General features: G+C 42.4%; 1 protein-coding gene. It reads left to right on the top strand.

Annotation, left to right across the window (positions count from 1 at the left end; all coding sequences use genetic code 11):
* Positions 1-399 (top strand): winged helix-turn-helix domain-containing protein (locus SB756_RS28235; RefSeq protein ID WP_410912793.1); only part of this gene is annotated, 399 nt, incomplete at its 5' end.
* Positions 400-413 lie beyond the last annotated feature (14 nt).

The following is a 413-nucleotide window of genomic DNA, read 5'->3' as shown; positions in this document are numbered from 1 at the left end:
ATGAAACCAGTACGCCCGCGCGCTTTGCTCGCTCGTATAAAAGCGGCGCTTCGTCAAAGCAGTGAGCCCAATAAATTGGAAAAAGTAGAAAGCACAATTTCGGTCGGTTCGCTTAATATTAATACCGAATCGAGAAACGTGAAATTTAACGGCCAAGACGTTAATATCTCCAGTGCAGAATATTTACTTTTGCATTATTTGGCAAGTAATGCGGGCCAAGTTGTATCACGTGATGCGGTTTTTAAAGCCACTAAAGGACGTGAATACGACGGACTTGATAGAAGTGTCGATGTGCTTATTTCTGCACTAAGAAAAAAGTTTAGCGACGACCCACAAAACCCTGAAAAAATTAAGACAATTTGGGGGCGTGGTTACTTGCTCGTTTCTACTGCATGGTAACTTACAGCTGTATG

The sequence above is a fragment of the Pseudomonas sp. SIMBA_068 genome (genome assembly GCF_046534705.1).
GTDB classification, from domain to species: Bacteria; Pseudomonadota; Gammaproteobacteria; order Pseudomonadales; family Pseudomonadaceae; genus Aquipseudomonas; species Aquipseudomonas putida.
This window is presented reverse-complemented; position numbering and strand designations above follow the sequence as displayed.